This window comes from Promicromonospora aerolata (genome assembly GCF_042682255.1).
Taxonomy (GTDB): Bacteria; Actinomycetota; Actinomycetes; order Actinomycetales; family Cellulomonadaceae; genus Promicromonospora; species Promicromonospora aerolata.
This window is the reverse complement of sequence record NZ_JBHUHF010000001.1, coordinates 3,938,462-3,956,396: the sequence shown is the minus strand read 5'-3', so window position 1 is coordinate 3,956,396 and position 17,935 is coordinate 3,938,462. Positions and strand designations below refer to the sequence as shown.

Genomic DNA, 17,935 nt, shown 5'->3' with positions numbered 1-17,935 from the left:
GGACAAGCATTGAGTGACGCGACGTCGGACCACTCGGGGTCGGATCGGGGACAGCCTGCGCCGCATGGTGAGTCCTGACGGACACCGCGCGTAGGACGGACTGCTGCGGCACGATGGTTTCGTGATTGCCCGACTCACCGTTGACGAAGCAGCCGATGTGTCCCGCCGGCACCGGGTCACGCTCTACAAAGCCCTGCAGGCGAAAGAACTGCACGGCACTCAGCGCATCAAGCGCGGCAAGTGGCTGATCGAGCCCGATTGTCTCGGCGCCTGGATCGCGAACCGCCAATGCCCACACGCTGCGGTGACCGACCTTGGCGCCTACCGGGCTGGCCGTGGGAGGAGCGCCTGAAGACCCTACAAACTAGACACCCGCTTAATGTAAGCGGGTGCGCACGACGCTGGCAGCGCCAGGTATGTAGGCCGAATCAACACGGGCGGGAGAATATGAGCCCTCGGTGGCACTCGACTCGGCTGGTGTGACACGGTATCGCCGTGACCTCGGGCAGTGTTATCGACGCGTACACCAGCGAGCAGGTACAGACGGCCGTAGCAGGCGCCCTGGCGGTTGCGCGCAGCGATGACGAGCTGATCCGGAGGGCCGCGTTCGGTCTGGCACAGGTGTGCCTGACGGAGCTGCGGGACAGGTTCGGATCGGCGCATGGACGCACCGTCGTGCTCCTAGCCGGCATGGGCAAGAACGGCGCGGACGCGATGGTCGCGGGCAAGCATCTGCGTGAGCGTGGAGTCGCGGTGCGCGCGGTCGCGACCAGCGGCCACGTGGATGCGATCGGGACGCGTCATCTCCAGGTCCCGGTCATCGATGCGACCGATTCAGCGGGACTCAAGCAGGCCCTCGACCTGGTCGCGGGTGCGGACATGGTGGTCGACGGGATCGTCGGTGACGCGATGGTCGGTAGCCTCCGCACTCCGGCGAGCGATCTCGTACAGGCGATCCCGGACACTGCTCTGGTCGTCGCGGTGGATCTGCCCAGCGGTGTGGACCCAGACTCGGGCGCGATCAGCGGCGTCCATGTACGGGCGGATGTCACGGTCACGTTCGCGGCATACAAGCGGTGCCTGCTGCTGCCTCCGGCCTCCCAGGTCGCGGGACGCGTGGTGTTCGTCGATGTCGGGATCACGCCCCGCCTCGCCCCTATCGGTCAAGTGCAGCGCCTGACCCCGTCGGGTGTCGCGGATCGTTGGCCGACGCCAGGACCGGGCGATCACAAGTATTCGCGTGGTCTGCTTGGCATCGTCGCCGGATCGGACCGATACCCAGGGGCGGCGGTGCTGGCGTGCCTGGGCGCCTTCGGGACAGGCGTCGGCATCGTCCGCTACACAGGCCCACGCCATGTCGGAGACCTGATCCTGCAGCACGTTCCAGAGGCCGAGCGGTACCCCGGGAAGGTCGACGCCTACCTGCTCGGCTCAGGGGTTCTCGATGACGCGGACCAGGATCGCGCGATCGATGAGGCTCTGGCGACCGGGTTGCCCTGCGTCGTTGACGCCGGTGCGATCGAGACGTGCGTGAGCCGACGCGCGGGGGGCGACCGCCCCACTCCCGGAGATCGCGTCCTCCTAACTCCGCACGTGGGCGAGCTGGGACGATCGTTGTCTGCGATCGGGTACGACGCGACGACGGCCGGCATCCTCCAGCGGCCTTATGAGCACGCCCTGAGGGTTGCGGACGCGGCCGACGTGACGGTACTGCTGAAGGGCTCGACCACGATCGTCGTTGGGCCGGATGGGCGGTCCTTCAGCCAGGATGACGGGCCTGCGTGGCTGGCGACCGCTGGCTCTGGTGACGTCCTGGCCGGCATCGCCGGAGCGCTCACCTCTGCAGGCCTCCCCGCACTGGACACAGGTGCCATGGCTACGTTCGTGCACGGGCGCGCGGCAGCCCTCGCGGCGAACGACGGGCCGCTGCGAGCCAGTCAGATCGCCGAGCACGCGCCGACGGCGGTGCGGGAACTGCTGGTGGAAAAGGAAACGTCGGTCAGGCCGCGAGCAGGCCGCCGCGGCGGGCGAGTCCGTGGACATGCGGGCGGGCGCGGGCGCGGTCGCGAATGATCAGCTCGCGCAGCAGCTCGCGGACGATCGTGGAGTCGTGAACCTCGTCGGAGGAGATCAGTTCGGCGTCCAGCAGGACCAATGCTGCGGACTCGTCCTCGCCGCGTCGCACGAAGCCGCGCGCCGTGGAGATCAGCGCGGCTGACCGGCGCTCCACGCTCGGGATGTTGTTCAGGTTGAGGCGGGCGGACAGCTCGACGACGTCGTCCGGTCGCCCGAGCTCGGCGTTGATCGCCACGGCATGGATGTCGACGTTCCCCGCGCCGAACTTCGTCCACGGGTCGTAATAGCCAGGCCCGAGAGCATGGGCGGCGTCTTGCGCGACGCGGTGGAACGCCCAGGCGCGGCCGTCCTGATCGGACTGTGCGGCGCTGACCGCCGCCGCCAGGTGCAGCATCCCGTACGCGCCCAGGAGGTCCTTGCGCGGATTCGCAGGGTCGATGCGGGTATGCACCTCGTCGGCAGCGGCCAGGCACAGCCGGGTGGCTTCGTCCTGGTGACCGGCTCTCCGGTACGGACCGGACAGCGCCCAGGCAGACAGTGCGATGAGGTACGGGTCGTCAGCCTCGCGAGCGATATGGGCAGCGCGGTCGGACACGACCCAGGCCAGGTCCCCGGACGGGACGTGGTGCAGCCACTGGCGCGTGATCTGGTAGGCGCCCGCCAGCGCACGAGCGCTGCGCTTTCGGTCCGACGACGAAGCGTGGGCGGCGTGCGCATCAGCAACGAGCGCGGGAAGTAGGGCGCCGACGCCACGGTGCGCCGAGGGCGACTCATGCCAGATCGTCCAGGCGTCGTCGACGCGCTCTGCCACGTCGGTCAGGTCGGGTGCCAGGTCCGTGATCGGGATCGGTCCGGCGGTGCGCATGATGACCTCGCGCAGCGCGGTCACGGTCTCGGTCTGCGAAGGACCGGCGCCAGGGGTCAGAGCATCCAAAGGTCTGCCGATCAGGTCATCGACGGTGCAGCCGATGACCGACGCGATCCGGACCAGGTCGGTGAGCCGCTCGGCATGCCGGCGGCCCTGTTCCACAGCGGAGACCCACTGCACGGACTTGCCGATGCGCTCGGCGAGCGAAAGCTGCGTCACGCTCGCCGCACGACGGTGAGCGGCGATTGCCGCTCCCACGCCACGCAACAGGTCGGCGTCGTTTGTCATGACCACCACGATAGGCGGCTTGCGGGGTAACCAACAGGCTCAGACTGCTACGCGTGTAGCAGCCATCGCAGGTCGCTCACTCATAGCGTCGTTCCTCGTCGGCGGGCCGCGCCCCAGTAGCGGCCCGCCGACCGCCAGAGCACCGACCACGCAGAGCACCGACGCAGCTGCACGAGGGAGACGTGATGGGACTTCGAGGCCACGACCTGGAACTGGTCATGCACGATCGTCCGGCGCCGGTCGATGAGCGTGCACCGCACGACGATCTAACGCGTGCGCTGGACGACGCATTCACTGCAATTCGGGCCGCCGGTCCCGACCGGATCGAACTGGTCACCGTGACCAAGGACCGGATCTGCCTCCAGCCCGCAGACCTGGAAGACGGCGAGCAGATCGCGCACGCTCTGGGCTGCGATATTCCACTAGATCACCGGATGCTCGTACCAGGGCACACGCTCTGGACCGGAACTCGCCACGGCCTGGAAATCCAGGTCCGGTCAGTGCTGCGTCAGATGGTGGACTGATGAGCGCCGCGACCGTCACATGCACCCGAATGCTCGTGGCTCTCGACATCGACGGGACGCTCGTGGACGACGGGAACAAGATCCCGTCCGGCACCGTCGAAGCGCTGGACCTGGTCCGTGCCGCCGGGCACGAGGTCGTGCTCGCCACCGGTCGATCACTGGTCGGACTGGTGCCGCTCGCAATCCGGCTCGGGCTGACCAATGGATGGAGCGTCTGCTCTAACGGCGCTCTGACAGTCCGTCTGGACCGGACCGCGCCCTCAGGCTATGACGTCGTTGCCGCCCGCACCTTCGACCCGGGCGCGGTGATCCGACGCGCCGTGGACATGATTCCGAGTGTGCGAGTCGCGGTGGAAGAGGTCGGTTGGGGCTGGCGGACCAACGCCCCGTTCGAACTGGGCGAACTGAATGGCCAGCAGAAACTCGTCCCGCTGAACGACCTGCTCGCGGAGTCTGCCACCCGAATCGTGCTCGTCGCGCCGGGAATCCGTAGGTTCATCGAGGCACTGCACGCCACCGGGGTCACCGTCACCCCGATGGGACCGGACTGGCTGGACATCGCGGCCCGGGACGTGAACAAGGCGGTCGCGCTCGACTACGTGCGCCGACACCTGAACATCCTGGCCGAGCGCACCGTGGCTGTCGGGGACGGGATCAACGATCTGGGCATGCTGGCCTGGGCCGGACGCTCTGTCGCGATGGGGCACGCACCCGCAATCGTGCGCAGCGCCGCCGACGAGACCACCGGCACCATCGATCAGGCCGGCGCCCTGTCGATCCTGCACTCCGTCATCCCTGAGGTAGACGGTTCGTTGTCACCACTGGCCGCGCAGATCGCTACCGCCGTAGCCAGTGCACCGGGCCCGGTGGTCTTGCGGGTGTGGCACGGCACAGGTGCGGACCTGTCTCGGTGCGAGGCCTGGAGGCTTCAAGCTGGTCAATGGGTGAAGCATGCGCCGATCCCGTCCGGCGTCGGAACCACGATGCGCGCCATTGAAGCCGCCGCGCGGGAGGCGGACCTGCCCTTCCCGCGCGGGGATGAAGGCCGTCGCCGCGCCCAATGGCGCAGCGTCACCACAAACACCGGCCCGGCCGGGTTCGAACTCCCACTCAACAGTCCCTGACAACCCAGACTGCAGCCGCTCCCGCAGCTCGCCTGACTGCCCGCCAACCCCAAACTGGACGGGCAACCCCAGCGGTGGGCTGGTCCACGCCCCTGGTCCGGCCCGTCTACACCCCCCGCCACGACGCCTCGCACGAACTGACGGATCGAGGGAAAGCATGCGCAGCACGAGAACGCAGACGACACACCAGCTCGTCGCCGATCGCCTGCCCCAGCGGCTTGCAGGGGCCGACGTTGTGCCACGGCCCGGCTGATCCCGGGGGCGCCGTAGCACCAGATCGTCCAGAGGAAGGTCGTCCGGCCCGGGCTCCGTCCCGACACCGATCCTGGTCGGGGCAAAGCCGGTCGGCATGGCAACCGTGCCCAGCCTCGACGAGCGAGGGCGAACCACCACCTCCGCTATCGGCGCCTCGTCGCTGTCGCGCTGCTCGACGTCCATGGGTAGCAGCGAAGCGAAGCGGCCGATGCTTGACCCGGCATCCGCGGTGCACCCGAAGTACGCAGCGAGCTGGTACCGCCCAGACGCGAAGTCGTCCTGTGTTGCCGCGACGACGCGGGCATAGAGCTCGGCGCTCGGAGACGGTAGGACACCCTCGTCAGGAACCCGCAGAGCATTGACCGTCTCATCGTCGAGAACTACCGCTGCCTGACAACTCGCTGTGGCTGCAGCCACGAGTCCCGACAGGACCCCGGGTGCGGGCTCGGTCGGGCTCATCGCGCCCACGGCTCGGCTCGACATCCGGGTCCCCGAGGCCGGCTACGGGGTCGACGACATCGAGCAGCGCAACCCGCCTGTCCGTCCCGTACTTCTCGACGAAACGAGCATGGTAGGAGTCCAAGGTGGCATTCGTGGGGGTGATGCTCCACAACACCCCGGCAACCTCCGCGGCCTCGGCGAGCAGCCGTGCCGGGAGACGAATGTCCGCGTCAGCCACGACATCGACGGTGATTGGGCTCTCTTGGCGGGCGATCGTGTCGCACAGATCGCGCGCCGTTGTCAGCGCCACGACCCGTTCCGACGCGCCCGGCGGGTACAGGTCTGCCTCGTGGAGGTGCTTGCGGATCACGGACAGGGACTCGGTCAACCCATCATCCGCAGGAAGCATCGACAACACCTGCCCCAACGGATCGTCGGCGACGTCGCCGGGAAGCAGATCAGTCAGGAGATAGCCGCTGCGGACCATTTCCAGGACCACCTCACGGACTCGATCCCCGGGAGCCTGCGGCCAAGCGGCAGCGACCGCCGCGATGACGGCCTCAAGGCCAGCGCCGTTCCGACAGACCTCGAGGATCAAGCTGACGGCCGGCGTTGCCCGCATGGTGATCCGTGCCGACGACGTCGTATCGGCTGTCTGCTCGTTCTCGTAACGGCCTCCGCGCCGTACGACCAAATTGTTCGACGTCAACCGTAGGCGCGGCAGGACGCCTGGCGCCTCGATGAGCCGCTTGGACAGGTCGCTCAGCCAGGCCGACGACGGCATACTCCGCGCCCGGTGAGCCGAACCCATCCGGAAGCTCGCGGAAGAGTCCACTGCGTGGGCGACCTGGACGCCTGCGAACGACCCGCGCGGCGTCGCGCGCATACGAGCCCGTGACTCATATGCACGCACCGTCGTCGCAAGCCGCCCGCCAGCATCCAGATCGCCAGGCGTGACGCTGCCGAGGGAACGAGACGCGAACCGCACCGCTTCAAGAAGCGGCCCAGCCAGGACCTCCTCATCCGGGTCGTCCGGTCTCACCGGAAGCATCGGGATGCGTGCCAGGACCGGGAACTCCTCGTCCCGGGTGTACGTCCGCGCCCGTCCCATCGGTGCGCCGCCTACTTGCAGTTGTTGCAGGAGGGGGTGCAGGTACAGCTCGGGCACTCCGTGCCGGTGCACCCATCCTTCGTGGTATCCGTATCGGCGGCCTCCCACACGCCGGGCACGGGCATGACCCGGACGTCGAGATCGAACAGATCGGCTGTAGCGCGGTCCAGGACCGCGGTGTTGTCGCTCATGGATTGCCCTTTCGGCTGGTCGTGACACTGGTCAACGACCATCGAACGTGCGCAGAGCTCCGGGGTACAGAGCATTCACCGGGCATGTTCCGAGCAACGCTCAGACAGCACCGCAAATGACCGGGAGGTACCTGGCCGCGTTGGGCTTGGCCCCACCTGGGATGCGTCACAGAGCATGGTCCAGGACCCGCGGAGTGCGGCGACTCCGACGATGGGCGGGGGTCCCCCTCCCGCGGCTCATCCCAGATCTACGCCCCCCGCTTGGCCCTCCAGACCACTCCCACACCACCCCAGACCCGCGCATCTCACCCCCAAATCCCTGCAGCCCCACCATTCCCCAACAAATCAGTCTCCCAATACCTCCCCCAGATCCCTTCCCAGGCCCCTCCCCCAAATCCCATCACGCCTCTTGCAGATCGAGGCACCTAGAGCTATCTGGCTCGGTGGTGCGGGCGGGACACCTCCTGCTGTAGGAGGTGTCCGGCGGATGACTGTGACGATTGCCGTGATGTCGGCGGGGGACGGGTACTCGTACTTCATGAAGTCGGTCGCGGCCGGTGATGGCGACCGGTCGATGGGTACCCCGCTGACGCGGTACTACACCGAGACGGGCACGCCGCCGGGCCGGTGGATGGGTGCCGGGGTTGCGAGCCTGGGTTCGGATGAGCTAGGTCGCCTGCTCGTGGGGGGCCTGGTGACCGAGGAGCAGATGGCCCAGTTGGCGGGCAAGGGCCTAGACCCGATTACCGGCGAACAGCTCGGCCGCGCCTACCCGGTCTACGGGAAGGGCAGCGGCGGAAAGCCTCGGCGTGCGGTGGCGGGGTATGACTTCACGTTCTCCTTGCCGAAGTCGGCCTCGGTGTTGTGGGGTGTGGCCGATGCCGGGGACCAGGAGCAGATCGTGGCTGTCCACCGTGCCGCTGTGGTCAAGGTGTTCGAGTTTATGGAGCGCGAGCTGGCCGCGACTCGGACCGGTGCGTCTGTCGCCGGGAACGCGGCGAGCGAGGCGGGGGAGGGCGGCGCAGTCGCCCAGGTCGGTGTCACCGGCTTGATCGCGATGACGTTCGATCACTGGGATTCGCGGACCAACGACCCGCACCTGCACACCCACGTCGTGGTCTCCAACAAGGTGAAGACGCTCCTGGACGGGAAGTGGAGGTCGCTGGACGGGCGGGGGTTTCACGCCGCGACGGTCGCGATGTCGGAGCTGCACGAAGCGATCGTGATGGACGACCTGACCCGCACCCTCGGTGTGGGATGGGAGCTGCGGGCCAGGGCCGGACAGGGCCGCAACCCCGGCTGGTCGATCAAGGGCGTCACCGACGACCTGGTGGCAGCGTTCTCGCAGCGTTCCGAGCAGATCAACCCCCGCGCCGATGAACTGATCGCGCAGCACGTCAAGAAGTACGGGCGCCGGCCCGGCCGGAGCACGATCGACAAGTACCGGCAGAGGGCCAGCAAGGAGACCCGCCCGGACAAGACCCACTACTCCCTGGCCGACCTCACCACGGTGTGGCGGCAACGCACCGCCCAGATCCTGGGCCGCGACCCCGCCAAGTGGGCGAGCAATCTCGTATCCGGGACGCCGCCGCGGACGCTGCGGGCCGACGACGTCCCGCTGGACCTCATCGACAGCCTCGCCCAACTGGTCGTGGTCGCGGTCTCGGAGAAGAAGCCGACCTGGCGGCACTGGAACCTGTACGCCGAAGCTGTCCGGCAGACCAAGGCCCTGCGGTTCGCCACCGCGGAGGACCGCATAGCCGTGGTCGCTGCGATCACCGCCCGGGCCGAGGCTGGTTCGGTGCGGTTGACGCCACCCGACCTGGCCGCCACGCCCGCCGAGTTCGCCCGCGAGGACGGCACCAGCATCCTGCGGCCGAAGGACTCTGCCCTGTACTCCTCACAAGCCCTCCTGGATGCGGAGGCCCGGCTCCTGAACCGGGCGGGTATCCGCACCGCACCGACCATAACCCTGGACGCCGTCGACCATGCCATCACCAGGGGCGTCCCCGGTGGGTGGTCGTGGGTGGTCTCGGGCGAGCAGGCCGAAGCCGTTGCCCGTGTCGCTGTCTCGGCCCGGCAGGTGGACCTCCTGGTCGGCCCGGCCGGGACCGGGAAGACCACGACTATGCGCGCACTACGGGCGGCGTGGGAGCACGAGCACGGGTCAGGGTCCGTCGTCGGGCTCGCGCCGTCCGCTGCTGCCGCAGCGGTCCTGGCCGAGGACCTGGGCATCGCGTGCGAGAACGCCGCCAAGTGGCTCTACGACCACGTCCACCAGGCCGCCGACTTCCGTGCGGGGCAGCTCGTGATTGTCGATGAGGCCACGCTCGCCGGGACCCTCACCCTGGACCGCATCACCGCGCACGCAGCCGAAGTGGGTGCGAAGGTACTGCTGGTCGGTGACCCGGCCCAGCTCCAGGCCGTCGAGGCGGGCGGAGCCTTCGCCCTCCTGGCCGCCGCCCGTCAGGCTGAGGACGGTGTCCCGGAGTTGAGCGAGGTGCACCGCTTCACCCACACGTGGGAGAAGCACGCCTCCCTCGCCCTACGTCACGGGCGCGACGAGGCGATCGACGCCTACCTGGACCACGGCCGGGTCCGCGACGGCGACGCAGACGCGATGGTCGAGGCCGCGTACGCCGCCTGGCAGGACGACCTCGCCGCAGGCAAGGCCTCCGTGCTCATCGCCGGGGACAACGAGACCGTCCGGGCCGCAAACGAACGAGCACGAACCGAACGACTCCAGACCGCAGCCACCGACCCCGGCCAGTCCGTCAACCTCGTTTGCGGGCTCCAAGCCTCGGCCGGGGACGCGGTCATCACCCGACGCAACGACCGCCGCTTACGCACCCGCAACGGTTCGTGGGTGCGCAACGGCGACCGGTGGACCCTCGTCCGAGTCCGCGACGACGGATCCGTCGTCGTGCGCCGCCCCGAGGCGAAGTACGGCAACACGATCGTGCTGCCTGCCGCCTACGCCGCGGAGCACCTCGACCTCGGCTACGCCGTGACCACCCATCGTGCCCAGGGGCTCACGGTCGACACGAGCCACCTCATCACCGGGCCGGGCATGACGCGGGAGAACCTATACGTCGGCCTGACCCGCGGCCGGGAGACCAACACTGCCTACGTCATCACCGACACGCCACTGGAGATCACACCCGACGACCACGAGGACCCCACAGCCAGGAACGTCCTGGCCGGGATCGTCCGCACAGTCGGAGCCGAGAAGGCCGCCACCCAGGTCGGCAAGGATGAGGCGGAGCGGTGGGGCTCGGTCGCGCAGCTCGCAGCCGAGTACGAAACGCTGGCCGGCGCAGCGCAGCGCGACCGCTGGACCAGACTGCTCCACCAGTGTGGACTCTCACCTCGGGACGCCTACGGGGTCATCACCGCACCCGCGTTTGGCGCACTGACCGTCGAACTGCGCCGCGCCGAAGCCGACGACCACGACGTCAAACACGTGCTGCCACAACTCGTCTCCCTGCGTGGCCTGGATGATGCCGACGACCCCGCAGCCGTACTGCACCACCGCCTCGCTACCGCCACCGCACGACCGGTCCGCCACGACGGGCTGACCATCCAACGATGCGCACCCCGCCGAATCGCCGGCCTCATCCCCGAAGCCGCAGGGCCCATGACCGACGAGTACCGGCAGGCGCTGCAGGAGCGGGCGTACCTGATCGAGCAACGCGTAGCTGCCCTCGTCCATCGGGCTACACGCGACCACGAGCCCTGGATGGCCATTCTCGGTTCCGAACCCGACGACATCGACGCCCGCCACAACTGGTTGGCCGCCGCCCGCACGATTGCCGCCTACCGGGACCGCTACGGCATCGCTAGCAGCGCACCACTCGGGGACAACGCAGTCAGCACCGACGCGCAGGCTGTAGACGCCGCGCGGTGCGCTGCATTACTACGTCGAGTGCCACGACACCAGTCGGCGCATAGACGGCGGCTAGACGCTACAAGCCGCGAGCGAAGCATCGGCATTTAGCGATGGTCCTCGCAGCGTGTAAGGCGCGCGCCCCTGCCTAAACCCTTTGAAGATATCGGCGAAACTTAGGTACGGCTGGGGAGTACGGCCTGTACAATTTCGATTGCGCCAACGCAATTATCTTGGCGCGCTGTGTGTTCGATCGAATTGCTCATTGGCCTTATCTCCGAAGATTCCTGTTGACCATTGAATCCGACCCGGGTGTCCAGCGCCGTGGCTGGGAGCCATAACGGCGGTAGCGACGTCTCCAGGTGCGCACTCAACTGCTTCGCAGAGTCGGGCCGGCTCTTGCACCACGATGAGCAGTTCCTGTGTCTCGGGCACCATTTCCACAGTGGCTACCCTTCTCCATGAATCCAATCCGGCGCTGCGGTGCCCTCGCGACGCCATCGTTGTAATAAGGACCATGCACCACAAGGTATCGTCCAGGAAATGGCGATGCGACCGTGCTCGAAAACAATGACGAGTACGGCCGCATCGCACAGGTTCCACCCGATCAGATGGTCGACGCAGTCTACACGGCCCTGGGAGTGAGGCGTCGGCGGCGGAGAAAGCGAACGTGATGGTCGCTGAGGCCACCACCGTCGTGTACGACCTGCCCCCCAGTGCGCCTGTGATGATCGCATCCTGATCGGTCGGACCAGTCCAGGTTCGGGGCCTGGCGGTGCTCGGACAGTTGAGTCGGACGCCCAGCCGTGCTGATTGCGAGTCGCTAGGTGCATTCTTACCGTGAATACGACAGCGGCGGCGTGGCCCGACGGCAGCGGCGCCTCAGAGGACCCGGAGAAGAGACGCCATGAAGACCAGCGAGATGCTCGAGACCTATCCGAAGTCGATGAACCTCGACCGCACGCTACTGGCGAGGGTGATCGAAACCATCGTCGAGTGCTCCCAGGTGTGTTCCGCATGTGCAGATGCGTGCCTCAGCGAGGACGCTGTGGCGGACCTACGCAAGTGCATCCGCACCAACCTGGATTGCGCCGACGTCTGTGACGCGACTGCTCGTGTGCTGTCGCGGCACACCGGCTATGACGCGAACATCAGTCGCGCGCTGCTGGAGGCATGCATCGCCGCGTGCAAGGCGTGCGGGGACGAGTGCGAGCAGCACGCGAGCGTGCACGAGCACTGCCGGGTGTGCGCCGAAGCCTGCCGCGCCTGCGAGGCGGCCTGCCGGGAGCTGTTGAGCACGATGCGCTGAACAGACTCCCGACAGGAACCAACCGGACCGAAAAGGGTTGGCCGCGTGACCGACGCTCTCGCGTCAGCCGTCCGCTCTGCCCACAACAAAGCCTGCCGATCGTCGTTTGTCGGCGAAGCTGCTCACCCCGCCGGTCTCCCAGTCGATGGCGAGTGCCTGGACGGAGCCGTAGTTGGCCTGGGATGCCTCGTCGGCTACGACGACGTCGTAGCCCAACGCGCGCGTTCCGTCGGCGAGCTGTGGAGTCTCCAGGCGCAGCTCGCCGTCGGTCAGGATGAATCGGCCGGCGGGGATCGCGGTCTTCAGTGGCTGGCCGTGCAGGGCCCAGCGGGTGATGACGCTTGCGGTGGTGCTAGGTATCTGGCGGCCGCCCGGGGTGCCGATCACGAGCACTGGCCGTTGTTGCGCGTCGAGGAGCATGGTGGGCGAGCTCCAGGTCACCGAGCGGCGCCCGGGCTCGGGAAGGTTCGTGCTGGCTGCGCCGATGTCGCTGAACCGTTCGAGCTGGTCGTTGAGGAAGAACCCGGCGACGTACTGCCCGCTTCCCCAGTAGTTCGTGATGGTGTTGGTCATTGAGACCGCCACCCCGTCCGCGTCGATCACGGAGATGTGCGTGGTGTTGGGCGCGCTCTCGTATCCGCCGAGTGCGGCTGATCTGTTCGTCGTCTCGGTGGCGTTGGGCAGGGTGGCGGCGATCTGTGCGTTCTCCTGTGGATCGGTCAGCCGCTCCACCGGGACGTCCACGAAGCGGGGGTCGCCGAAGTGCTGCTGCACGGAGGCGTCGGCGACCTGCCATGCGCGGGACAGAAGGTCGACGAACTCGGGTGATTCGGGCTCGACGTCGGCGATCCCGGAGGCTTCTGCGATCTGCACCATCTGGATGATGGCGGCGCCGGGCAGGGCCGGCGCCCCGGAGAGCATCGTGTACTCGCCTACCGGGCCCGCGGCGGGCTCGAAGACGTCGACCTGGTAGGCGGCCAGGGTTTCCTTGTCGATCCCGGGGGTCTGGCTCAGTATCTGGGCGAGGGTGCCGGTGTAGACCGATTCGGGGCCCTCCTCGGCGAGATTGCTCATGGTCTCGGCCAGGTCTGTCTGGACCAGCAGGTCGCCCTCCTGCAGGGGCGTGCCGTCCTCGCGCTGAAACTGTGGCAGGGATCCGGTGATGGCTTGGCCGTACGGGCTGTTGATCGAGGAGGCGAGGTAGCGTGAGACCGGCCCGCCCTCGTCGGCGATCTGGATCGCGGGGGCGAGGAGATCGGCCCACGGCAGGTTCCCGTGGTCGCGGTGCAGGCGTTCCATCCCGGCGACGAAGCCCGGGATCCCCGCACCACTTTCAGGGATCTGGCCGACTTGGTTGACCACCTCGCGGTACTCGTAGTTGCTCGCTTCGCCATCCGCGACGACGATCGAGACGCCTCCGCCGCCGATGCCGGAGCTGGCCGGCTGCATGACGGCGTCGGCGAATGCGGCGGCGATCGCCGCGTCCACCGCGGTGCCGCCGCGTTGGAGCATCTGGTCCCCGGCCTGGGCGGCCAGTGGGTGCCCGGCGCTGACCCCGTATCCACCTAGCGCCGGCTCAGGCGCAGGCGCAGGCGCGGGGGCTGAGGGCGAGATCGCCGTGGTCGGGGTCTGGCGAGACGGAGGCGGGGGCGATGTCGCCGCGCAGGCGCTGAGCCCTACTGCGACAGCGGCGGTTACGAATGCCGTCACGATGCCGGGCCGCCTGCTCTGATCACTCTTCGTCACTGTTATTTGGTCCTTTCCGACACAAGGGTTGTCTGCTTCTGGGTGCGCGTGGGCGCTGCGGGCTGGTAGAGCCAGGTAGTGCGCAGTAGCCGTTCGAGCGGGCCGGGCCACCCCGTCCGTTCCCACAGGACGGCGAGCATGAGCACCGCGGACACGAAGGTGACACTGACCAGCAGGCCTTCTCCGAACGTGAAGCCCTGTTCTGGCTTGATCAGTGCGAGCACCACAAAATGGGCCACGTAGAGGGTCAGTGAAAGTCGGCCGCACTCGACCAGCCAGCCGAGGACTCTCGATCGGTTCGACCGGCGCAAGACCAGGGAGCAAACCGCGACCACGGCGAGCGCTCCTGCGATGCTGCTGGCCAGCCACAACGGCATCTGGCCGTGGGCGGCGCCGGTCAGCAGCCGCCACGGGCCGCGGTTCGCTCCGGGCCCGATGAGCGCGTACGTCAGCTGGGAGACAGCGGCTGCCCCGACCGCCACAGCAGTACCCCCGACGGCAAGGCGCCGCAGGACCCGCGTGTCAGTGAGATCCAGCCGGGCGACACACAGGCCGACGACGAACGGCACGGTCCAGCTCGCCAAGGGGTACGGGCCGGTCAGGGCGAGTGAGTGCACTGCTTCCCATGGTCCGGTGCCGAGGGTGACCGGGTCGAGCAGATGTGGTGCTGGCCGGATCATCTCGTGGCCGACGATGATGGCTGGCCCCACAAGCGCGAGCGCGATTCCGCCCCCCAGGAGCAGAACCCGGGTGGGTAGCCGCCATAGCAGCGGCGCCAGCAGGAACAGGACGGCATAGGTGGGCAGGATGACGTTGACCCGGTCGGTCAGTCCCTGGAGTGCGACACCTCCGGCGAACAGGAGCAGGGCACGCCAGGTGACGGTCGACCACCGTTCCCGCTCCGGGCGCCGCGTCAGGAGGTACCCCATCCCGATGCCTGCAACGACGACAAAGAGCACCGAGGCCCGCCCGTAGGGCAACAGGTAGAGACGTTCAGCAAGGGACTGCGGGTTCACGGGTCCCACGTTGACGATGATCATCCCGAGCAGGGCAAGGCCCCGTGCGGCATCAACGCCGACGATTCGGTGCTGTCTGGTTTCGCTGGCAGGCCTCACGGCCGTTTGCCGAGCAGGGCGGTGCGACTCGCGCGCAAGGGCGAGCGCAATGGTTCTGGATTCACTTCTCTCTTCACTTTCCCCGGAACGGCCGCGACGGCCCGGTGCGTTGCACTCGGGCGGCACCCGTCCGTGTACGACACGCAACCCGCGACGGGTGTACGCCCGTGCGAGGTCGCTACGACAGGATGAGGATCAGGTGAGGGAAGTGATCGAAGGTGGTGCGCGGGACCCGCCTGGCAGGCTGGTCCACAGCGTGAAAAGCGGGTGGTGCGCCTGGTCCAGCGCCCCGCTGGTCCGGTCGGCCGGTGCAACACCGGGCTGGTGCACGAGCCGGTGCAGGGCCACCCGGATCTGGCGACAGGCCAGGTAGGCAGCAGCGGCACCACACGCCTGCACGACGGCGGCGCCGGCAAGCGCAAGCGCGAGCGGCGCGGCGTGTAGGACGGCACCGTCCAGCACGTAGAGGGAGTCAAGGGCGAGCGACGCCACGAGCGCGACGAATGCGATGTCCAACGCGGCGGCCCGGGCATTGTTTGAGCCGCCAGGGCCGGTGTCTGGGTGTGAGCTGCGCAAGGCGATCCTGCCTGCGCCGGTCAGACCCACCACGGCCAACATGGCCAGCACCACTGGCGCAAGCGCAAGCATGGTGGACGACACCGCCGAGGACACCAGGCCGGCGCGTTCAAGCATCCCGCCGTGCAACCAGTGCGTTGTCAGGACAACCGAGAACGCGAGGCCGACGGCTGCGGCACCGGAGGTGGGTCCCGACGACACGACGGGATCGCTCATCGCTCCCACCTCCCGGACGCCGCAGCACAGATCACCGAGAAAGTCTCGCATGCCCGTGGCGCGGCTCAACCACCACCGCTCACTTGCTCGGGCGCAGGTCGAGCCGCCGTAGCAACTGGGCGTTGAGCGCGACCACGACGGTGGAGAGCGACATGAGGACTGCGCCGACGGACATCGGCAGGACGAAACCGATCGGGGCGAGCACGCCCGCGGCCAGCGGTACGGAGATGAGGTTGTACCCGGCTGCCCACCACAGGTTCTGCTTCATCTTGCGGTAGCTTGCACGGGACAGCTCGATCACCGAGAGCACCGAGCGCGGGTCGTCGCTGGCCAGGATCACTCCGGCGGACGCGATCGCGACGTCGGTGCCTGCACCGATCGCGATCCCGACGTCGGCCTGGGCGAGGGCCGGGGCGTCGTTGACGCCGTCGCCGACCATCGCGACCTTGCGTCCTTCGTCCTGCAGCTGACGGACCTTCGCGGACTTGTCCTCCGGCCGAACCCCGGCGAAGTACCGGTCGATGCCGAGCTCGTCGGCGACGGTCTTGGCCACGGCCTCGGCGTCGCCGGTGATCATGACGACCTGCACACCCTGGACGTGCAGCGCGTCGACGGCCTCGCGGGACTCGGGGCGGATCTCGTCGGCGAGCTTGAGCGCACCGGCGACCTGACCGTCGACGAGCACGTGCAGGATGATCGCTCCGTCCGCGCGCCACCGGTCGCCGACCTCCAGCTCGCTGGCGCCGTGCTGGTCGAGCAGGTAGGGGCCGCCCACGGCGACCTGCCGGCCGTCGACGGTTGCGCTGACGCCCACGGCCGGTGACGAGGTGAAGTCGGAGGCGCCGGGAACCTCGAGGCCGCGGGAGCGAGCCGCCTGCACGACCGCGCGTGCCAGCGGGTGCTCGGAGTCGGACTCGGCGGCAGCGGCCAGCGCCAGGATGTTGGTGGCGTCGTTGTCGTCAGTGGGGTGGACGTCGGTAACGGTGGGCTGACCCTTGGTGAGCGTCCCGGTCTTGTCGAACAGCACGGACGTGACGGTGCGCATGCTCTCCAGGGCGAGCCGGTCCTTGATCAGCACGCCACCACGTGCCGCCCGCTCGGTCGCGATGGACACCACCAGCGGGATGGCCAGGCCGAGCGCGTGGGGGCAGGCGATGACCAGCACGGTGATCGTGCGTACGACGGCGGCATCCGGCATCCCCATGACCGACCAGACCAGCGCGGTGATCACGCCGGCACCCAGCGCGAACCAGAACAGCCACCCCGCGGCGGTGTCGGCCAGCCGCTGCGCCCGCGAGCTGGAGTTCTGGGCGTCGGTGACCAGGCGCTGGATCCCGGCCAGGGCAGTGTCCTGACCCACGGCGGTGACCTGGACGCGCACCCCGGAGTCGGTCGCGACGGTACCGGCGACCACCTTGTCCCCGTCGCTGCGACGTACCGGGCGAGACTCCCCGGTGATCATCGACTCGTCCATGCTGGCCGAGCCCTGCACAACCCGGCCGTCGGCGGGCACCCGGCCGCCCGGCCGCACGACCACGACGTCACCCACCCGTAGGTCGGACGGCGCCACTGTAACCACGCCGTCGCCCTCGACGCGTTCCGCCTCGTCGGGCAGCAGCGCGGCCAGCGAGTCCAGCGCCGAAGTCGTCTGGGCCAGTGACCGCATCTCGATCCAGTGGCCGAGCAGCATGATCACGATCAGCAGCGCCAGCTCCCACCAGAAGTCGAGCTGATGGTCCAGCAGCCCCAGCCTCGCGCCCCAGGACGCAAAGAAGGCGACCGTGATCGCCAGCCCGATCAGGAGCATCATCCCGGGCTTGCGTGCGCGGATCTCCGATACCGCGCCGGTCAGGAACGGCTTCCCGCCCCACACGTACATCACCGTGCCGAGCACCGGGGACACCCAGGCCAGGCCCGGCACGTCCGGCAACGTGTAGCCGAGGATCATCGCGAACATGCCCGACAGCGCCACTACCGGCACGGCCAGAACGAGCATGATCCAGAACAGGCGCCGGAACTGGCCGACATGGTCGCCGTGCCCGCCGTGCCCGCCGTGCCCGCCGTGCCCGCCGTGCCCGCCGTGGTCGGCGTGCATCGCGTGCTCATCGGCTCCGCCATGCCGGTCGTGCGCCGGATCGACGACGCCCTGGCTGACCTGTTCGTGGTGGTGCTGGTGGTCCTGGCTCATGGTGGACAGCCTTCGCTGGGT

The 17,935-nt window shown here is 68.4% G+C and carries 12 protein-coding genes and 1 pseudogene; 6 read left to right on the top strand and 7 right to left on the bottom strand.

Going from position 1 to position 17,935, the window contains the following annotated elements:
- Positions 1-121 precede the first annotated feature (121 nt).
- Both ACFSL2_RS17650 and ACFSL2_RS17645 read left to right on the top strand, forming a co-directional pair.
- Positions 122-352, top strand: a complete 231-nt coding sequence (locus tag ACFSL2_RS17650) for a helix-turn-helix domain-containing protein (RefSeq protein WP_377199090.1) — start codon at positions 122-124, stop codon at positions 350-352.
- Positions 353-495: 143 nt separating this feature from the next.
- Positions 496-2,073: an NAD(P)H-hydrate epimerase gene (locus ACFSL2_RS17645; RefSeq protein ID WP_377199089.1), complete on the top strand. Its 1,578-nt coding sequence runs from the start codon at positions 496-498 to the stop codon at positions 2,071-2,073.
- Here ACFSL2_RS17645 and ACFSL2_RS17640 read toward each other — a convergent pair.
- Positions 2,000-3,232, bottom strand: a complete 1,233-nt coding sequence (locus ACFSL2_RS17640) for a helix-turn-helix domain-containing protein (protein WP_377199088.1) — start codon at positions 3,230-3,232, stop codon at positions 2,000-2,002. The genes ACFSL2_RS17645 and ACFSL2_RS17640 overlap by 74 nt on opposite strands.
- Positions 3,233-3,414: 182 nt before the next feature.
- Between ACFSL2_RS17640 and ACFSL2_RS17635 the strand changes: the two genes are divergently transcribed.
- Together ACFSL2_RS17635 and ACFSL2_RS17630 are read left to right on the top strand one after the other, a co-directional pair.
- Positions 3,415-3,756: a hypothetical protein gene (locus ACFSL2_RS17635; protein ID WP_377199087.1), complete on the top strand. Its 342-nt coding sequence runs from the start codon at positions 3,415-3,417 to the stop codon at positions 3,754-3,756.
- Positions 3,756-4,880 (top strand): HAD family hydrolase, encoded by a 1,125-nt coding sequence (locus tag ACFSL2_RS17630; RefSeq protein ID WP_377199086.1) that lies wholly within the window; start codon positions 3,756-3,758, stop codon positions 4,878-4,880. Before ACFSL2_RS17635 ends, ACFSL2_RS17630 begins: the two co-directional genes overlap by 1 nt.
- Positions 4,881-5,207: 327 nt before the next feature.
- Here ACFSL2_RS17630 and ACFSL2_RS17625 read toward each other — a convergent pair.
- A pseudogene (locus tag ACFSL2_RS17625) lies at positions 5,208-5,594 on the bottom strand (lantibiotic dehydratase); the annotation flags it as partial.
- Positions 5,503-6,744, bottom strand: a complete 1,242-nt coding sequence (locus tag ACFSL2_RS17620) for a lantibiotic dehydratase (protein WP_377199085.1) — start codon at positions 6,742-6,744, stop codon at positions 5,503-5,505. The pseudogene ACFSL2_RS17625 and the gene ACFSL2_RS17620, both read right to left, overlap by 92 nt.
- A 621-nt stretch (positions 6,745-7,365) precedes the next feature.
- Here ACFSL2_RS17620 and mobF point away from each other — a divergent pair.
- Together mobF and ACFSL2_RS17610 are read left to right on the top strand one after the other, a co-directional pair.
- Positions 7,366-10,875, top strand: coding sequence for a MobF family relaxase (gene mobF / locus ACFSL2_RS17615; RefSeq protein WP_377199084.1), 3,510 nt, complete (start codon positions 7,366-7,368; stop codon positions 10,873-10,875).
- A 796-nt stretch (positions 10,876-11,671) separates the two neighbouring features.
- On the top strand, positions 11,672-12,073 hold the full coding sequence (locus ACFSL2_RS17610) for a four-helix bundle copper-binding protein (protein WP_377199083.1): 402 nt from the start codon (positions 11,672-11,674) through the stop codon (positions 12,071-12,073).
- A gap of 63 nt (positions 12,074-12,136) precedes the next feature.
- On the opposite strand, the gene ACFSL2_RS17605 is transcribed toward ACFSL2_RS17610, so the two are convergent.
- The 4 genes from ACFSL2_RS17605 to ACFSL2_RS17590 form a co-directional block, all read right to left on the bottom strand.
- Positions 12,137-13,585 carry a gamma-glutamyltransferase gene (locus tag ACFSL2_RS17605; protein WP_377199082.1) on the bottom strand — a complete coding sequence of 483 codons (1,449 nt, stop codon included), beginning with the start codon at positions 13,583-13,585 and terminating at the stop codon, positions 12,137-12,139.
- Between the two features lie 236 nt (positions 13,586-13,821).
- Positions 13,822-14,934, bottom strand: a complete 1,113-nt coding sequence (locus ACFSL2_RS17600) for a DUF418 domain-containing protein (protein ID WP_377199081.1) — start codon at positions 14,932-14,934, stop codon at positions 13,822-13,824.
- Positions 14,935-15,129: 195 nt separating this feature from the next.
- A complete protein-coding gene (locus ACFSL2_RS17595; protein WP_377199080.1) occupies positions 15,130-15,726 on the bottom strand; it encodes a hypothetical protein in 597 nt (198 codons plus the stop codon).
- A gap of 79 nt (positions 15,727-15,805) precedes the next feature.
- Positions 15,806-17,914 carry a heavy metal translocating P-type ATPase gene (locus tag ACFSL2_RS17590; protein WP_377199079.1) on the bottom strand — a complete coding sequence of 703 codons (2,109 nt, stop codon included), beginning with the start codon at positions 17,912-17,914 and terminating at the stop codon, positions 15,806-15,808.
- Between the last annotated feature and the right edge of the window lie 21 nt (positions 17,915-17,935).

What these genes read in the sequence shown, in the direction of transcription:
- ACFSL2_RS17640 (WP_377199088.1), bottom strand. Translation starts at nt 3,232, where the DNA reads ATGACAAACGACGCCGACCTGTTGCGTGGCGTGGGAGCGGCAATCGCC.
- mobF (WP_377199084.1), top strand. Translation starts at nt 7,366, where the DNA reads ATGACTGTGACGATTGCCGTGATGTCGGCGGGGGACGGGTACTCGTAC.
- ACFSL2_RS17605 (WP_377199082.1), bottom strand. Translation starts at nt 13,585, where the DNA reads ATGCTCCAACGCGGCGGCACCGCGGTGGACGCGGCGATCGCCGCCGCA.
- ACFSL2_RS17595 (WP_377199080.1), bottom strand. Translation starts at nt 15,726, where the DNA reads ATGAGCGATCCCGTCGTGTCGTCGGGACCCACCTCCGGTGCCGCAGCC.
- ACFSL2_RS17630 (WP_377199086.1), top strand. Translation starts at nt 3,756, where the DNA reads ATGAGCGCCGCGACCGTCACATGCACCCGAATGCTCGTGGCTCTCGAC.
- ACFSL2_RS17590 (WP_377199079.1), bottom strand. Translation starts at nt 17,914, where the DNA reads ATGAGCCAGGACCACCAGCACCACCACGAACAGGTCAGCCAGGGCGTC.
- ACFSL2_RS17610 (WP_377199083.1), top strand. Translation starts at nt 11,672, where the DNA reads ATGAAGACCAGCGAGATGCTCGAGACCTATCCGAAGTCGATGAACCTC.